Here is a 15,867-nt window from a genome sequence, read left to right on the forward strand (position 1 = left end):
ACGCGGCGATGAACTGGGCGTCTAGGGCTCCTTGGCCGGTTCAGCAGCAGGTGGAAGGGTGCTGCCAGGCACGGCAGGATCCACGTAGAAGAACGTCACCGTTCCGGCAACCTCCACCGTGTCTTTGATGGAGATCCGGATGGATTCCCTGCCTTCAGCGGGCGGCATCCGCAGGTATAACGCTTGGTAGTCCCCTCCCCCGGCCACAATGTCCGGAACTGTGGGGACGCCATCAAACAGGACTTCTCCTACCCGCACGTAGTAGCCGTCCAAGCGAACAATAGTGCCCCCTGAGATGGGTCCCGATGCGCGGGGCATGCCAATCACTGGCCGCAAGTCCTCGTCCACTACGGTCAACCTCAGCAATTGCCGGGGGCACGCTTCGCCGGGACCGGGCTCCGCCTTGAAAACAGATCCGGGGTTACTGCGGTACTGAGCCACCAGAAATGCCGATGTGGCCGCCACCCGGAACTCAAGGCACTGCTTTTGCGGGATACGCGGGGTCCTGGCCACGGCTAAGGATGCTTGCTGCCAGTCGTCCTGACTTCCGGTTTGCAGGGCCCTGCACACCGCCGCGCCCGCCTGCCAGACGGCAGCGTCTGCTGCGCCCTCAACGCTTTGAGTCAGCGCATCGCATTGGAACTGCTGCAGCATGAGGTACCGCTGACCGGGGGCGGGATCATCTGACCCAATGGGCCCGGTTGGCAGCCAACTCACCACGGTGGGCTCCTGCGGGGGCGCCTCTGCGGTTTCCTCGGACTTCGGCGCCCGCTCGGGTTGACTGCCGCTGCGGGGACTGCCGGTTGGTCCGACGCCGGTGGGCTGTTGCGGCGCCGACTCACTTTGCGGCGTTGCGGCCGGCGGTGGGCTGGTCTGGACAGCGTCCGGTGTTGAGGCGGCCTGCGTGGCGGTGGCTTCAGCTGAAGCTTCCTGCGGTGATGTGGCCTCTGGTGAGGCGGCCTGAGCCGTGGACGTCGCCGGGGGTGAGACGGACGTCGAGGTGGGCGTGGAGATAGAGGGGAGGCCGTCGTTTCCGGAAGGAAGGCAGGCAGAAAGTCCCAAGACGACGACGGGAACCAGCACCACTCCAATGAGCTGGTCCCGGGTAAGGAACGTCATGACGGCCCCACATCTGCCGGTTCAGAATGACGCAGCTATGTGCATAACTGCACTGCTGATTATTCTCCCTGGAGGACCTCACAGCCAGAAAACAGCGGCTACTTTCCGAAATAGGGCACAATCAGGTAGATGCCGAAAAGTACCGCGGCTGCGCAGAACGCGAAGCATACGTAGGCCAATGAGCGCACCAAAACAGGCGACTTTTGCTGGGCGTCACCGGCGATGGCCGTTAGGCGAACGCCCAATGAGTAAAGCACCACCAAGGTAACGGCGGCCACGAGGGTTACTCCCGCCACCTGCAGCAATTCCAACCATTTCATCGCTGCACATCCTCGCTGGGGGTTGTCTTTCGGGATTTCTTCTTCTTGCGGAACCGCACGGCATGGCCGGCTTCTTCAACTTCGACGGCGTTGTGGTGGCCGACGTGCGACTTGCGGGAAACGACGAACATGAACAGTACCGCGGCAGTACCCACCACTGCGGCGATGATGACGCCAACGACGCCGATGCTCACCAGGAGAGCCGTCAGCGCGCCGACGATGGCAGAGGCCGGTAGCGTGAACAACCAGCCCAGGGCAATCTTGCCCGCAGTGCCCCAGCGGACAGATGTCCCCTTGCGGCCAAGGCCTGAGCCGATGACTGAGCCTGATGCTACCTGCGTGGTGGAAAGGGCAAAGCCCAGGTGGGATGAGGCCAGGATGGCAGAGGCGGTGCTGGTTTCCGCGGAGAAACCCTGTGCCGGCTTTACCTCGGTGAGGCCCGAGCCCATGGTGCGGATGATGCGCCAACCACCTGCGTAGGTACCGATGGCGATGGCGAAAGCACAGGCTGCGATGACCCAGAACTGCGGACCACTGCCCGGAGCCTGAGTGCCTCCTGCGATAAGCACCAGGGTGATGATGCCCATGGTCTTCTGGGCGTCGTTGGTTCCGTGTGCCAGGGCCACCAGGCTTGAGGTGAAAATCTGTCCAGTGCGGAAGCCACCACGTTTCTGAGTTAGCTTGTCGCCTGTCTCGGGATCATGCCGGGAGGTGAGGGCATAAGCGAGGCGGGTGCAGATGTACGCGACGAGCCCTGCTATGAGCGGCGCGAAGATGGCAGGCAGGATCACCTTCTGCAGTACTGTCTCAAAGTTGATGGAGTGGAAGCCGATGCCTACTACTGCTGCGCCGATGAGGCCGCCGAACAGTGCATGCGACGAACTCGATGGCAGGCCCTTGAGCCAGGTGATCATGTTCCAGAGAACAGCCCCCATGAGGCCGGCAAAAATGATGTCAGGGGTGATGTGGATTCCCTCTGACCCTTCCCGGATCAATCCACCGGAGATGGTCTTGGCCACTTCCGTAGAGAGGAATGCGCCGACGAGGTTGAGCACGGCAGCCAGGGCGACAGCCGTCTTGGGCTTGATCGCCCCCGTGGCGATAGGCGTAGCCATCGCGTTGGCAGTGTCGTGAAACCCGTTGGTGAAGTCAAAGAATAGGGCCAACGCTATTACCAGCGCGACCATGAAGGTGATATCCACCTGTTGCCCAATCTGCAGAGTCGACGACGTTCAGCAGTTTCACTTCCCCATACCTGCCATCCACAGCATAGTTCAGCAAGTGTTCAACTGACTCGGCTTGCGGTATTCACTCCGGCGGGCTTGAAACCTTAAGAATCCTACGTGCCTTCCGGTGAGCGGACAAACGTGCCGGGGCTCCGGTTCACCGCAGGTAAGCCCTGACAGCCTCGAGGTCGCGACGGGATAGACCTTTGCGCGGATCCGGTGAGATGCAAAGCACACGATCCTGCTGGTATTCGGCCCAGGATCGGGCCTCGGACTCCTGGCTGAGTTGGTCGTCAATCCATATGATCCGCTCACTTCCGGCGCCGGCCAGATCCTTTTGAAGGGCCACCAGTTTCCACCACTCATTGCCCTCATCCCAGCCCAGGCTGGAAAGCACCGGCCAGTCCTGTCCGTTCAGGCCGATGGCGGGGCATAGAAACTCCGGCGCGAGGCCCTCCCAGGTGGTCAGCCACACAAATCGAGCATCGGGGTGACGTGCAAGGTCATTGAGTTCAGCGACAACCTCCTGCGCAAAAGCGACATCCAGGATTCCGGCGTCGGCGAAGGTCCATTCGCTTCCCCAGTCCGTGGTTCCGAGGGGACTGAAGGGGTTCACCACGCCGTCGACGTCCAGATATACGGACACAGGTGCATGAGTGTCTTGACGGGCATCCATGGCCACTCCCCTTCCCCAACGGTTGAGATTCAGCCTACGCGAGAACTTAGCTACAAACCGGAGCTGGATACTTTGCGTAAATCAATACCTTGACGTGCGTCATGCAAGTGATATTGTCTAAGCATGGAAAAGCCCACAGTCCATTCCGCCCAAAGCGTCCGCGATATCGAGGACAGTGTCCGCACCGATTTCCGGCATGCAATGTCTTATGGCGGGTATCTGGACCTCGACCGCCTGCTGAGCTCCCAGCACCCCCTCAGTGAGCCAGAGCACCACGACGAGTTGCTGTTCATCATCCAGCACCAGACCAGCGAGCTCTGGTTGAAGCTGGTTTTGCATGAATTGCTGGAAGCCCGGAGGCTTTTCGACGCCGACAATTTGGGCAAGGCGCTCAAGTGCATCGCCCGGGTCAAGGCCATCCAGCGAACCATGACTGAGCAATGGTCCGTCCTTGGGACCCTCACGCCCCGCGAATACGCCCAGTTCCGCGGCTTCCTGGGCAGTTCGTCAGGGTTCCAGTCGTATCAATACCGCGGCGTGGAATTTCTGTTGGGCAACAAGAACCGCGGGATGCTGCGCGTCTTTGAAAGCGAACCCGAAGCTCATGCGTTACTCAGCACGCTCCTGGAGGAGCCCACGTTGTATGACGCTTTCCTGAACGTCCTGGCCCGCGCAGGTTACGACATCCCCGCCGACATCCTGGCCCGGGATACCAGCGAGCCGTGGACCTTCCGTCAAGACCTCGTACCCATCTTCCAGAAGATCTACGAATCGGACGACACTCCGTGGGGCCTTTACGAAGCCTGCGAGGATCTTGTGGATATTGAGGACAACTTCCAAGCCTGGCGGTTCCGCCACCTGAGGACAGTCCAGCGCACCATCGGCTTCAAGGTAGGCACAGGCGGATCGTCGGGAGTGGACTTCCTGAAGCGCGCCCTGGACCTCACGTTCTTCCCCGAGCTTTACGCCGTCCGCACCGAGATCGGCAACTAACCAGACGCCCGGCTCTGCCGCCCAACACTTCCGCAGGAGGAACCATGACAACAGCGCAACAAACCCAAAAACCGACGTCGGCCGAACTGGATGCCGCTGATCCCCTCGCCGCCCAGCGCGAGGCCTTCTACGCGCCCGACGCCGATCAGCTCGTCTCGTATTTGGACGGCAACTCACTGGGCCGCCCGCTGAAGGTCACCTCCGCGAATCTGGCATCCTTTGTCCACGACGCCTGGGGCAGCCGCCTGATCCGCGGATGGGACGAGCAGTGGATGGACGAGCCCACCGCGGTAGGCGACCTCATTGGTGAAGTGACCCTGGGTGCCGCTCCGGGACAGACCACTGTGGGTGACTCCACCTCGGTGATGCTCTATAAAATGATCCGCGCAGCCGTGGACGCCCAGCCGGGCCGCGATGAGATCATCATCGACCGCGACAACTTCCCTACCGACCGATTCATCATTGAGGGCATCGCCAAGGAGCGCGGGGCCAGCATCAAATGGATCGCTGCGAACCCTGCCAGCGGTGTTCGTGCCGAAGACCTGGACGGACTGCTGGGTGAGCGGACGGCAGTGGTGGTCCTCAGCCATGTAGCCTACCGCTCGGGGTTCCTGGCCGACGCCAAGGGGATCACGGAAAAGGTGCACCAAGCCGGAGCACTGATGCTTTGGGACCTTTGCCACTCGGTTGCTTCGGTGCCCATGGAACTTGACGCATGGGGCGTGGACCTCGCCGTCGGTTGCACGTACAAATACCTCAACGGCGGACCAGGCTCACCCGCCTTTGCCTACGTCAACGCCTCTCAGCAGGATCGTTTGCAGCAACCCATCTGGGGTTGGATGGGTGCCGATAATCCCTTCGGAATGACGGAGTCATACAAGCCCGCGCAGGGCATGCGCAGGTTTATCACCGGAACACCTCCGGTGCTGGCCATGCAGCCGATGAAGGACATGCTGGAACTGATCGCCTCGGTAGGCATGGACGCCGTGCGTGAAAAATCGGTCAAACTGACCGAGTACGCAATCGCGCTCTCCGAAGAGCACTTGGTGCCTCTTGGTGCGGAAATCGTAAGCCCCCGGAATCCTGCAGAGCGAGGCTCGCACATTACCGTGGACCACCCGCTGTTCGCCGATGTCACGGCCAAGCTCTGGGAAAAGGGCGTCATCCCGGACTTCCGCCCCCCGCACGGCCTCCGCATTGGCCTGTCGCCCCTGAGCACGAGCTACGCCGAGGTTGAGTTGGGAGTCGCAGCCATCCGCGATGCCCTCTCCGAACTGCTGTGAGCCGGTGATGAGTGCCGTCCTTGACGACATGGACTCCCGCCCCGGGAGTACAACCTCGTTGCTGCGCACAGTCGTTGGCCTGTATCTGCGGGACGCCGGGGGCTGGATGTCCACCAAGGACATTGTGACCCTCATGGAAGCGTTGGGGACTTCCGGAACAGTAACCCGGACTGCCCTGGGCCGGCTTCGCAAGAAAGATGTGGTGTTGCAGGAATCCCGCAATGGTGTGCCCGGGTTTACGCTGACCGAGGGCGCCGCAACCATGCTGGCCCGCGGCGACCGGAGGATCTACAACCCGCGGAGTATGTCGGAATCAGATCCCTGGTGCTTGATTTCCTTCTCCATACCGGAGACCGAACGCGAAAAACGGCATCAATTACGCCGCAGGCTGCACTGGATCGGTTGCGGTACGGTGGCTGCCGGACTGTGGATCTGCCCCGATTCGCTGCGTCCGGAGGTGGAGGAAATCCTCACAGATCTGGAGCTACGGACCATGTCCACCATCTTCGTGACGGAAACTCCGCTGGTGGGCGGCACCCTTCAGGACGCCGCGTCCAAATGGTGGGACCTGGATGCGGTAGCTGCACTGCACAGGGACTTCATCCACGAGCACGGATCAGGCAGCGGAAACGGCGCCGATGCCCAAGGGCAGTCCGGCCAACCCGTGGAGCCTTCACCTGAGGCCTTTGCTACGTATGTGCAGTGCATCGACAGGTGGCGGATCATCCCGTACCTCGACCCCGGACTGCCGTCGGCGTTCCTGCCTGAGGACTGGCCCGGGGCCGAAGGTACTGCCCTGTTCAGCCGGATAGTTGATGCCTACGCGGAACCGAGCGGGGAGTTTGTGCGCAGCATACTGCGTGCTTCCTGATGCAGTTGCTCCCGAAGCCTACTTCCCGTTCCGGGACACGACGCCCTGCCAGTACGGCTCCCCGAGGTCCTCAAGGGGTGTCTTGGCGGTCTCCCGGGAAGAGAACGCAGCTACCCCTGCGATAACCATGCACAGGACCCCGAAGCAGGCTACGGGTAGCCAGCCGTCGCTACCTTTGCCGAGGAGCAAACCTGCGATCAACGGCGCGAATCCGGCAACCACCAAGCCCAGCTGGTTGCCCAAAGCCATCCCGGAGTAGCGGACGGGGGCGGCAAAGAGTTCAGCGAAGTAAGCGGGCCAGATCCCGTTGAAACAGGAGTAGAGCAGTGTCATGTTGACGAACGCCGCGGCGAAGACCAAGAAGATGTTGCCGGTGGATAACGCCGCGAAATAGGCGAAGATGGTCACCGAGCAGCCGATGGCCGCCGTCAGGAGCAGCGGCCGCCGGCCCACCCGGTCAGAGATCCTGGCGGTCAAGGGCATCACAAACATGGACAGGCCGATCGCCACGGCATTGACGGTGAGAATGGATGCTTTATCGAATCCCGCCGCACCTGTGGCGTAGGACAGGCCGAAGACAGTGAAGATGGTTTGCATGACCGACATGATGGACATGCCAACCACCCGGACCACATCTGCCGATTGAAAGCGCAGGACTTCCCGGAGCGGCATGGGCGCAACTGACTTGCGGTCCTTTGCTTCTTCGAACACCGGGGTTTCGTCCAAGTGCGTCCGCACCCAGTAGGCGATGGCCAGAACCACAATGGAGAGCCAGAACGGTACACGCCATCCCCAGCTCATGAGGGCTTCAGTGGGAAGTGCGGCCACGGGAATGAAAACAAGCGTGGCAAGCACCATCCCTGAGGCGTATCCGGTCATGACAAAGCTGGTGAAAAATCCACGCCGTCCCTCGGGAGAGTGTTCCAGGGTCAAGGTTGAAGCACCCGCAGATTCGGCGCCGGCGGAAAAACCCTGAGCAAGGCGCCCTGCCACCAGGAGGATGGGTGCCCATACCCCGATCTGGCTGTAGCTGGGTAGGAATCCGATGCCCAGGGAAGCAAGACCCATGACGCTCAACGTGATGAGCAGGACCTTCTTCCGGCCCAGTTTGTCACCGAAATGGCCCATCACCAGCCCGCCCACCGGACGTGCCACATAAGCCACGCCAAAGGTGGCGAATGCACCGATCAAGCCGACTGCGGGGTCATCCGAAGGGAAGAACAAAGGACCGAACACCAATGCCGCGGCTGAGCCGTAAATAAAGAAGTCGTAATACTCAAGTGTGCTACCCAGGAAAGAGGCCAAGGCCGCTTTTCCGGGTGTCTTGCGCAGCGCAGTAGACTGCTGGGTTGTGCTGGACATGCGATTCTCCTTCGAATGGCGCAGGTTCGGGAACGTCGGAGCTAAAGCCGAAAATCAACGGCGATGATCTGCTCGCTGTTAGGGAACGAGTACTTCTTGAGCGGCTCATGCAGCGGATGCGTGTTGTAAACATCAACGTCTTCCAGAGCACCGAAGTCGGCCACGATCGCGTAATCGAACGATCGATCATGCTGAAGCACATCAGGCCCGTGGGTGAGGCTCAAGAGCCCCGGAATGTTGCCCTCCATCCGGTTCAAGCCTTCAATCCATGCGGCCCGGTCCGCGACGGGAAAATCCGGTGTGAATTTGAAGAGGACCGCATGGCGGATCATGCGCCGGCTCCGCAGTCAGCACCGGATCCGGCCCCCGCGAATTCTGCAGCGACGTATTCCGCCGGCTGCCCGGCAATGGCACGGCCTGCGAGGTACCCCATGGTCATGATGGGTCCCAGCGTGGCCCCGGCCCCCGGATAGCCTGCAGCGTAGGCATTTTCCGTGGTGTTTCCCGCGGCGAACAGTCCGGGAACTGCTTGCCCGTCAACGTCCAGGACCCTTGCCGAACCATCCGTGGCAACTCCCCCGTTACTTCCAAAGGCGCCGTTGACTACCTCCATGGCGTAAAACGGTCCACTGTGTAGTGGTCCGAGGGAGGGGTTGGGCCAAGGGCAATCGTCGTCGCCCCAGTATTTGTCGTAGGCGCTTTCGCCGCGCCCAAAGTCAGGATCCTCCCCCCTCACTGCGTACTCGTTGAAGCGCGTTACCGTGGCCTGGAGGTTTTCCGCGGGGACACCGATCTTCGCTGCGAGTTCGGCGAGGGACGGAGCTTCCACCAGATAGTCCGGAGTCGGCTGGCCCGCCCGGTGGGCGAGGACGCCGTAGCGTTCCAAGTAACTGTGATCGAAGACCACGTGGGCCGGGGTATTCAGGGGCTGGTTATTGGGCGAATCCCATGACTGCAGGCACCGTGCGAGGTCGTTATAGTTTTGGGATTCGTTGGCGAAGCGGCGGCCGTGGCGATTAACCATCAGCGAACCCGGCCCTTGCCTCTCAAAACGGAGCAGGGTTCCAATAGGTTGGCCATCCCGGGTGTCTCCTGTGATGGACATGGGCGCCCACCAGGCTTCCCGGGTACCGCGGGTTTGGGCACCGATTCGTTGGGCCATCTTCAGGCCGTCGCCCGTGTTCGAAGGAGGCGAGCACATGATGTACAGCCGCGAAGCCAGCAACGAGTCCGCCAAGGCCGTGTCCCACTCGAAACCGCCGGTTGCGAGGACCACACCGTCGTTGGCGTGGAAGGCCTCCCCCGATTCGAGCTCGACGCCCACTACCCTGCTGCCATCACTGAGCAGCCGATGTCCGCGGGCGCCAACTACCAACGCGGCGCCATCACGGACCAGGCTGGCCAAGAGCATCGAAACCAGCGCCTGGCCCTTTGCCACCAGGCCCTGCTCTTGGCGCTCGTACAGTTCCTGCCAGGGAAATTTGGTAAAAGCTCCCCAGTTTTCATATTCCTGCATGGTGAAGGGGGCCCGCCCATCAGAGCGGACATGGACAGCGAGATCGCCGAGTGCTTCACGGACGTTGTACAGCTCAGGTTCCACCGTTCTGCCACCCTCAACCGAGCCCGGGAGGTCCTGCCGGTAATCCGGAAAATTGTCCAGGAAGATGAACCGCACGCCGCATTCGTCTTCAGTGAAGCGGAGCATGGTGTCGCCGTAGTTCAGAGCGGCGTCCAGCAACTCTTTACGGCTCCGACCCCGTGCCACCGCGCGGACATACTCCGCGGCCGCCTCCTTGGAATCGCTCAGCCCCGCCTCGCGTGCATGGTGGTTGTCAGCCACCCACAGCATGCCGCCCGAAACGGCAGACGTGCCGCCCAGCAGTTCGGTCTTTTCAAGCACGACGACGGATTTGCCGGCCCGCGCGGCCGTCGCCGCCGCCGTCAAGGCACCTGCGCCGGATCCGACAACTACGACATCGTAGGTATCTGCTTTAGTCCCGTTAATGAATTTCATGGTGGTGTCTCTCTCCGTTGAATGTGGTCACACAAAGAACCTGCAGTACTACGGTGACGTTGATGACGCGGTGTTATGCCCGCGGTGTTTGTCAGCGATACTGCTCAAACCGCCGTGTATCCGCCGTCGATGACGAGCTCTGAACCAGTGGTGAACCGGGACTCATCGGAGGCCAGGTAAAGGACCCCGTACGCGATCTCGTCCGGTTCGCCCTGCCGGGGAAGCGGGTTTCCGCCCACCAGCTGCTTGTAGTAGGCCTCCGCGCCGATGTCCGATTGCTCTGCCGAGCGGCGGCTCATCCGGGTATTCATTGACCCGGGGTGGACCGAGTTGACCCTAATGCCGTGTGCGCCGTAAGCCGCCGCATCAGACTTGCTGAGGAGCCGCACAGCACCCTTGGTGGCGTGGTAAAGAGGCACGTTGCGCCCACCGGTCAGTCCATGGATTGAGGAAAAATTGATGATGCTGCCTGACTGTTTGAGGATCATCCCCGGAACGATGTGCTTGGTCATGAGCCACACGCCCTTGACGTTGACATCGAAGATGAGGTCGAAATCGTCCAGTGTTGCTGTGTGGCTGGCTCCGGCCGGACCGATGATTCCTGCAGCATTGACCAAGACGTCGGGACTGCCGTGATCCGCAGAGACGCGGTGGATTGCTTCGACCACGCTGGCTTCATCGGTGACATCGACGTCGTACTCGGTGATGCCGGCATGTACGCCTGCAACTGCAGTTCCTGCACGGTCCAAGCTGGCTACCGTGGCTCCGTGATCGGCAAGCAACCTGGCCGTTGCGCCGCCTAGGTCTCCCCTACCGCCCGTGACTACGACAATCTTGCCGGCCACCCGCCCGTCCTTGGACGGATTACCTGCCTGTGTTGCTGTTACCACCACAACTCCTCCTGCCGCTGCATTGCGGCTGCTGAAACCTCAGTTGGACGCAGGGCAGCACGGAATGAACCCACAAGGGCCTTTAAGTGTGGTGCCCGGGCGAGATGCCCTGCTTGGTTCCACAGTGCCAGCGGCCCTGTGAGTGAAGCCACAGGGTTACCGATGAACGGGAATCAGAGACTTCCATTGCTTTGGCGGAGGGCACCTTTGAGTTCTCCGCGCCATCCCAGCGCTCGGGAGATTCCGCGTGCTGCCGTCATCAGAACAGGCACGCGGGCTGCCGTGTTTTCCTCGTTCCTGGGAACCACAACACTCAGTGCAGCCACCACGGTATTTGCCCGACCAACCACCGGGACCGCGATTCCACTGGACTCAGGGACAATAATGCCGGGCATGGAAGCGAACCCGCGTTGACGGATGCCGGCGAGGTGTCGCCGTAGTTCAGCGGGATCGGTGAGCGTCACGTCAGTGAACTTCTCCAGCGTCCGGGCCAGAAACAAGTCCTGGTAGGCAGGTGGAGAATAGGCCAGCAACACCAGCCCCGAGGACGTTCCATGGACCGGCAGGCGGCCGGCAACCTTGGTGATGTCCACCATGGAATCACGGGAGCCGATGCGCTCAATGTAGAGGACCTCATCGGAATCCAGGATCCCCAACGTAGTGGAGTGCTGAACCACCGATTGGACGTCCTCCATGAACGGCAGGGCAGCTTCGCGGAGGCCGACCATGCGGGAGCTCCTGGACACCAGCTCCCACAAGCGGGTGCCGAGCCGAACCTCGGCATTGGCTTCCCGTTCCAGCAGGCCCTCACTCAAGAGCTCGTCCACCAGGCGATACGTGGTTGTCACGGGTAAGCCGGAGCGCCGGGCCAACGCAGCGACGCTCATGGTGCGATGGGCGTCGTCGAATGCTCCGACCAAGCGGACCACACGGCGGATGACGGACTCACCCGAGGACGAGTTGGCCACCTTAGTCACCTGACCTAACGCGGGAAACGAACCGGAACCTGTCGCCGCGGAATGCGCTCCGGGTCCATTCCACCGGCGCGCCGACTGCATCCCGGGCAAGGCGGTGTACCAGCAGCAAAGGTGCCCCCATCTCTATTCCCAGCAGCCTGACCTCAGCAGGGCCGGCGAGTGCTGTCTCCACTGTGTCCTCGACGTCGGCTATCCGAATCCCGTAAACGTCGGCCAGGGCAGCATATAGCGATCCCGCCTTGGCCAGCTGGGACTTGAACCGGGGCAGCCTTGCTGGAAGCCAAGCAACCTCATGCGCCAGCGGTTCCCCCTCAATCAGGCGGATACGCTCGAGCCGGGTGACGGGCTTGCCTTGGTCAATCCCCAAATGTGCTGAGACCTCCGCATCAGAGCCCAGAACGTCCAGGGCAAGCAACTTGGAGTCAGGCCGCAGACCTTGGGTGCGGGCGTCGTCGGAGAAGGAAGTCAGCTGCCGGACATGGGTCACTTTTGGAGGCGCCACGAACGTGCCGTGCCCTTGGATGCGGCCCAGCTTTCCCTCGGCGACCAGTTCGCTGATCGCCTGCCTGACCGTGGTCCGGGAAGTTGCGTACTTTTCCGCCAAGGCGCGCTCGGTGGGAATGAGTGTGCCCGGACGTTGACCCGCTATAAGCCCTAATACCTCGGTCTTCAGGAGGTAGTACTTGGGAGCTGACTGTGGGACATTGCTGGACATAGTGGAGATCCTACTTATGGACAACGCCATTGGTCTATGCCAATGTAGATCTAATTGTCAATGTAGACCCGATTGCCAATGGAGACCGCGTCGCCACCGTTGACCCCGTCGCCATTGTTAAGCTGTCGGTCTGAACCCACCAGATCCGGTGAACTGGCAATCCCCGGGTTTATGTTTGTCCAGTAGTCAGCACTCGAAACGAAGGGCCGTCAGTTGAAGGATTTTCAGCGAAAGAGCAGTGAATCGGCGGGAACCCTGTGACTCCGGCTGTGCTGGGCCTTCACATCGGCGGCTCTAAGACGCACGCCGTTCGCTCCGACGCAGCGCAAGGCGACATCGACGCCCGCAGCGGCACCGGCGTCGAAATCACCGAGGCCAGCGCCAACCTGTCCTCGGTGGGCCACCAGGGGGCTGACGCGGTGCTGCGCCGCATTGCTGCAAAGGTGGGCGGCGGGATCGAGGCCGTCTGTGCCGGAGCCGCCGGAGCAGATACCCCGGCTAGCCGTGCTGTCCTGTCCGCCCTGCTCACGGAGCATTTCCCGGGCGCCAGGATCGAGGTTGTGCACGACACCCGCATAGTCCTTGCAGCAGCAGGGCTCGACGTCGGAGCTGTAGTGGTTGCGGGCACCGGCTCCGTTGCATGGGGTCGGAACCGTGACGGGAGAGAAGCCCGCAGCGGAGGCTATGGGTATCTGCTGGGTGATGAGGGTGGCGGCTACTCCGTGGTGCGCGACGCCGTCCGCGAGGCTTTGCGGGAGTACTACGCAGGTCTGGAACCAGGCACATTGGTCAGAGCCGTGATGGCGGCAACGGCGAGCGCGGACGCATTGCAGCTCATGGACTCGTTCTACGCCAAACCCGAACCTGACCATTGGGCGGGTTTGGCGCCGCTTGTTTTGGATTTGGCAGCCGAGGGTGACCCGGCGGCGTTGCGGATCCAGGCTGAGGCCGCGCATTCGCTGGCAACGCATGCCCGCCAGGTTCTGGGTGAGTTGGGATTGGATCTGCCGTTGGTCATGGCTGGTGCTCTGTTGGTGAATCAGAGTCAGCTGGCCGGGGCCGTGGCGCGCAAGGTTTCCCTGGAGGACCCGTCCTCGATCCGGATTCTGGCGCAGCCTCCGGTTCACGGTGCGGTGGAACTGGCCAGGCAACTCCTTCAGAACTGATCCAGTTACGTCATGCCGGGCGGGTGATCACTGCAGCCAAGCGGAGTAGTCTGGACTCATGCCTCTCACGAGCGGTGGTTGGTAATAATGGCGCGGGCCCGGCAGCGGTGGCTGTCAGCTCTCCTGATTCCCCTTGCCTTGGCGATTGCCGTGGTGTTCGGCTCTGTCCAAGCAGGCGCCAGCGTTTCCCTTCCGCCCAAGAGCGCTGAAGAAATCCTTGCCATGATCGCGCGCACTGAGGTGCGGGCTCTGTCCGGCACTATGGAGCAGAACGCCGAACTGGGACTTCCCGAGCTGCCCTCGTCCGGTTCGGGCAGTGTTCCTGGTGCTGCCTCCGCCGTGGAATTCCTGACTGGTTCGCACACAGCCAGGGTCTACGTGGATGGCCCCCTGAAGGCGCGGTTGCAGATTCTTGACCGCATGGCTGAACGCGACGTTGTCCTCAATAGCCGCGAGCTCTGGTTCTACAACTCGAAGGACAACAGCGCCACACATCTGACAGTGCCGGCACCGTCCCTTGCTGAACTGAAGGACACTCTGCCCACTAGGCCCACTCCAAACAGGCCCGCGCAGGAGATGCCCGCGCAGGAGATTCCGACCCCCGAGGCCATGGCCGGACGTTTCCTTGCTTCCCTTGATGCCAGCACTGAGGTCACCGTTGGTGAGGCGGCATCGGTTGCTGGTCGAAGCGTATATTCCTTGGTCCTCAACCCGCGCAGTTCCGAAACACTGGTTGATTCGGTGAGCATCGACGTCGACTCCGAAACCGGCCTGCCCCTGGGTGTCGAGGTGCGGGCCAAGGGCCAGGCCGAACCTGCCTATTCACTGGCATACACCCAACTGGACCTGTCCACGCCGGATGCCGCGTTGTTTGACTTCACCCCGCCGCAGGGAGCGACAATCACTGAGAAGGTACTTCCGGCCAGGCCCGTGCCCACCATGACCCTTCCGTCAGAGCCGCTACACGACCTTTCGTTGAAGGCACCGGCTCATCGGGAGCAGGTCATGGGTCAAGGCTGGGATTCCGTGATCGCCTTGCCCGCGGGTTCTGCTCCTGCTGAGTTCACGTCCAATCCCCAATTGTCCCAAGCGCTGCTTCCTGTTGACGGTGGCCGGGCGTTGACGACGTCACTGGTGAGCGTGTTGGTTCTCGACGACGGCCGTGTCTTTGCCGGCATGGTGCCTTTGGAACGGCTCCAGACGGCCGCTGCCGCCCAGTGAACGAACCCCGGGAAGCCGCCAATGTTGATGGAAATGGGCATGCGAATCCCGTCCGCTCATCTAATCTTGTTATCGAAACGCACGCCTTAGTGAAGCGCTTCGGGCGCCGGTCTGCCGTCGACGGAATTGACCTTGCTGTGCCCCGTGGCTCGGTGTTCGGCTTTCTTGGGCCCAATGGTTCGGGGAAGACCACCACTATCAGGATGCTGCTCGGCCTTGCTTCGGCGACCAGCGGGGACATCCGCGTTCTTGGCAAGGACATGCCCCAAGGTTTGGCTTCTGTACTGCCGGGCGTTGGCGCTTTGGTGGAGGGGCCGGGCTTTTACCCTTTCCTTTCGGGTACGGGGAACCTGATGCGTTTGGATGCCGCCGACCCCCATGCGTCGTCATCGACCAGAAGTCGGCGCGTCCAGGATGCCCTTGACCGGGTTGGACTCAGCCATGCGGCGGGAAAAAAGGTCCGCGCCTACTCGCTGGGCATGAAGCAGCGCCTCGGTTTGGCCAACGCGATGCTCAGGCCACGGGAGCTCCTGGTTCTGGACGAACCAACCAACGGCTTGGACCCCCAGGGCACCCGTGAAGTCCGCAATCTGGTTCGCTCCCTCGCTGCAGGCGGGACCACCGTGTTCGTTTCCAGCCACCTGCTCGCCGAGGTGGAGCATATGTGTACCCATGTGGGTGTGATGAGTGCTGGTCGCCTTGTGGCCCAGGGGCGGATTGAGGAGCTCCGGTCCGCCGGACAGGCCCGCGTTGTGGTGCAGACGCCCGACGTCGACGTCGCGTCCCGGGTGTTGGCACGCCTTGGCCTGGTTCCCGGCGAAGCCCCGGGAACTGTGGGTAGCCGGGGAACCACTGCGGTGTATGCGACCGGGATCAATGGCCGTGAACCCGAGGCGGTAGTGTCAGCGTTGGTTGCCGACGGCGTCCGCATCCGTGGCTTTGCAGTGGAGAACGCGAGTTTGGAAGAGCGGTTCGTGTCCCTGACCGGAGAGGGGTTCGACGTTGTCGGCTGAAACCACTGGCCTGTCCCGCGG

At 61.9% G+C, this 15,867-nt stretch carries 16 protein-coding genes; 6 read left to right on the top strand and 10 right to left on the bottom strand.

Going from position 1 to position 15,867, the window contains the following annotated elements; genetic code table 11:
• Nucleotides 1-21: 21 nt before the first annotated feature.
• The 4 genes from EU811_RS15695 to EU811_RS15710 all read right to left on the bottom strand — a co-directional run bounded on the left by EU811_RS15695 (nucleotide 22) and on the right by EU811_RS15710 (nucleotide 3,341).
• On the bottom strand, nucleotides 22-1,119 hold the full coding sequence (locus EU811_RS15695; RefSeq protein WP_142939267.1) for a hypothetical protein: 1,098 nt from the start codon (nucleotides 1,117-1,119) through the stop codon (nucleotides 22-24).
• Between the two features lie 98 nt (nucleotides 1,120-1,217).
• Nucleotides 1,218-1,439, bottom strand: coding sequence for a hypothetical protein (locus EU811_RS15700; RefSeq protein ID WP_142939268.1), 222 nt, complete (start codon nucleotides 1,437-1,439; stop codon nucleotides 1,218-1,220).
• On the bottom strand, nucleotides 1,436-2,641 hold the full coding sequence (locus tag EU811_RS15705; protein WP_142939269.1) for an inorganic phosphate transporter: 1,206 nt from the start codon (nucleotides 2,639-2,641) through the stop codon (nucleotides 1,436-1,438). The genes EU811_RS15700 and EU811_RS15705 overlap by 4 nt, the downstream gene beginning before the upstream one ends.
• A gap of 181 nt (nucleotides 2,642-2,822) precedes the next feature.
• Nucleotides 2,823-3,341: an HAD domain-containing protein gene (locus EU811_RS15710; RefSeq protein ID WP_142939270.1), complete on the bottom strand. Its 519-nt coding sequence runs from the start codon at nucleotides 3,339-3,341 to the stop codon at nucleotides 2,823-2,825.
• A gap of 123 nt (nucleotides 3,342-3,464) precedes the next feature.
• On the opposite strand from EU811_RS15710, the gene kynA reads away from it, so the two are divergent.
• Genes kynA through EU811_RS15725 form a run of 3 tightly spaced genes read left to right on the top strand, consistent with a single transcriptional unit; the run spans nucleotide 3,465 to nucleotide 6,488 of the window.
• On the top strand, nucleotides 3,465-4,334 hold the full coding sequence (gene kynA, locus EU811_RS15715; RefSeq protein ID WP_142939271.1) for a tryptophan 2,3-dioxygenase: 870 nt from the start codon (nucleotides 3,465-3,467) through the stop codon (nucleotides 4,332-4,334).
• Between the two features lie 44 nt (nucleotides 4,335-4,378).
• Complete coding sequence (kynU, locus tag EU811_RS15720) at nucleotides 4,379-5,617, top strand: kynureninase (RefSeq protein WP_142939272.1); 1,239 nt, start codon at nucleotides 4,379-4,381, stop codon at nucleotides 5,615-5,617.
• 7 nt (nucleotides 5,618-5,624) lie between these two features.
• Nucleotides 5,625-6,488, top strand: coding sequence for a PaaX family transcriptional regulator (locus tag EU811_RS15725; protein ID WP_142939273.1), 864 nt, complete (start codon nucleotides 5,625-5,627; stop codon nucleotides 6,486-6,488).
• 18 nt (nucleotides 6,489-6,506) lie between these two features.
• On the opposite strand, the gene EU811_RS15730 is transcribed toward EU811_RS15725, so the two are convergent.
• The 6 genes from EU811_RS15730 to EU811_RS15755 all read right to left on the bottom strand — a co-directional run bounded on the left by EU811_RS15730 (nucleotide 6,507) and on the right by EU811_RS15755 (nucleotide 12,446).
• Nucleotides 6,507-7,850, bottom strand: coding sequence for an MFS transporter (locus EU811_RS15730; RefSeq protein WP_142939274.1), 1,344 nt, complete (start codon nucleotides 7,848-7,850; stop codon nucleotides 6,507-6,509).
• A gap of 41 nt (nucleotides 7,851-7,891) precedes the next feature.
• Nucleotides 7,892-8,182, bottom strand: coding sequence for a Dabb family protein (locus EU811_RS15735; RefSeq protein WP_142939275.1), 291 nt, complete (start codon nucleotides 8,180-8,182; stop codon nucleotides 7,892-7,894).
• The gene (locus EU811_RS15740) at nucleotides 8,179-9,864 is read right to left on the bottom strand and encodes an FAD-dependent oxidoreductase (RefSeq protein ID WP_142939276.1); all 1,686 of its coding nucleotides are present in this window, start codon (nucleotides 9,862-9,864) and stop codon (nucleotides 8,179-8,181) included. Before EU811_RS15740 ends, EU811_RS15735 begins: the two co-directional genes overlap by 4 nt.
• A gap of 104 nt (nucleotides 9,865-9,968) precedes the next feature.
• Complete coding sequence (locus EU811_RS15745) at nucleotides 9,969-10,754, bottom strand: SDR family NAD(P)-dependent oxidoreductase (protein ID WP_142939277.1); 786 nt, start codon at nucleotides 10,752-10,754, stop codon at nucleotides 9,969-9,971.
• A gap of 173 nt (nucleotides 10,755-10,927) precedes the next feature.
• Nucleotides 10,928-11,722: an IclR family transcriptional regulator gene (locus EU811_RS15750; protein ID WP_142939278.1), complete on the bottom strand. Its 795-nt coding sequence runs from the start codon at nucleotides 11,720-11,722 to the stop codon at nucleotides 10,928-10,930.
• A 1-nt stretch (nucleotide 11,723) separates the two neighbouring features.
• Complete coding sequence (locus tag EU811_RS15755; RefSeq protein ID WP_165450198.1) at nucleotides 11,724-12,446, bottom strand: GntR family transcriptional regulator; 723 nt, start codon at nucleotides 12,444-12,446, stop codon at nucleotides 11,724-11,726.
• Nucleotides 12,447-12,703: 257 nt separating this feature from the next.
• On the opposite strand from EU811_RS15755, the gene EU811_RS15760 reads away from it, so the two are divergent.
• The 3 genes from EU811_RS15760 to EU811_RS15770 all read left to right on the top strand — a co-directional run bounded on the left by EU811_RS15760 (nucleotide 12,704) and on the right by EU811_RS15770 (nucleotide 15,846).
• Nucleotides 12,704-13,612 carry an N-acetylglucosamine kinase gene (locus EU811_RS15760; protein ID WP_142939280.1) on the top strand — a complete coding sequence of 303 codons (909 nt, stop codon included), beginning with the start codon at nucleotides 12,704-12,706 and terminating at the stop codon, nucleotides 13,610-13,612.
• An 87-nt stretch (nucleotides 13,613-13,699) separates the two neighbouring features.
• Nucleotides 13,700-14,833 carry a LolA family protein gene (locus EU811_RS15765; RefSeq protein WP_142939281.1) on the top strand — a complete coding sequence of 378 codons (1,134 nt, stop codon included), beginning with the start codon at nucleotides 13,700-13,702 and terminating at the stop codon, nucleotides 14,831-14,833.
• On the top strand, nucleotides 14,830-15,846 hold the full coding sequence (locus EU811_RS15770; RefSeq protein ID WP_142939282.1) for an ABC transporter ATP-binding protein: 1,017 nt from the start codon (nucleotides 14,830-14,832) through the stop codon (nucleotides 15,844-15,846). The genes EU811_RS15765 and EU811_RS15770 overlap by 4 nt, the downstream gene beginning before the upstream one ends.
• Nucleotides 15,847-15,867: the final 21 nt, after the last annotated feature.

Source organism: Arthrobacter sp. TS-15, from assembly GCF_006964045.1.
In the GTDB taxonomy this organism is placed as follows: Bacteria; Actinomycetota; Actinomycetes; order Actinomycetales; family Micrococcaceae; genus Arthrobacter.